Source organism: Acetobacter suratthaniensis (assembly GCF_017377745.1).
In the GTDB taxonomy this organism is placed as follows: domain Bacteria; phylum Pseudomonadota; class Alphaproteobacteria; order Acetobacterales; family Acetobacteraceae; genus Acetobacter; species Acetobacter suratthaniensis.
On the sequence record NZ_JAFVMG010000075.1, the window covers coordinates 1 to 271 of the forward strand.

The window sequence follows — 271 nt, forward strand, 5'->3', positions numbered from 1 at the left end:
GCCACGCGGGCCACGCAGCGTCTTGTGTGTGGTGGAGGTGACAATATGCGCATGTTCGATCGGGTTCGGATACAGCCCAGCCGCAACCAGACCGGCAAAATGCGCCATATCCACCATCAGCTTCGCGCCGACTTCATCCGCAATCCGGCGGAAGCGCGCAAAGTCGATAATACGCGGATAAGCCGAACCACCCGCCACGATAATGGACGGGCGATGCGTGCGCGCAAGGCTTTCCATTTCCTCGTAGTCCAGAATGCCGTCCTGCTGGCGT

1 pseudogene is annotated in these 271 nt (G+C 60.1%); it reads right to left on the bottom strand.

The window, feature by feature from the left end:
• Nucleotides 1-271: pseudogene (gene glyA, locus J2D75_RS14370) on the bottom strand (serine hydroxymethyltransferase); the annotation flags it as partial.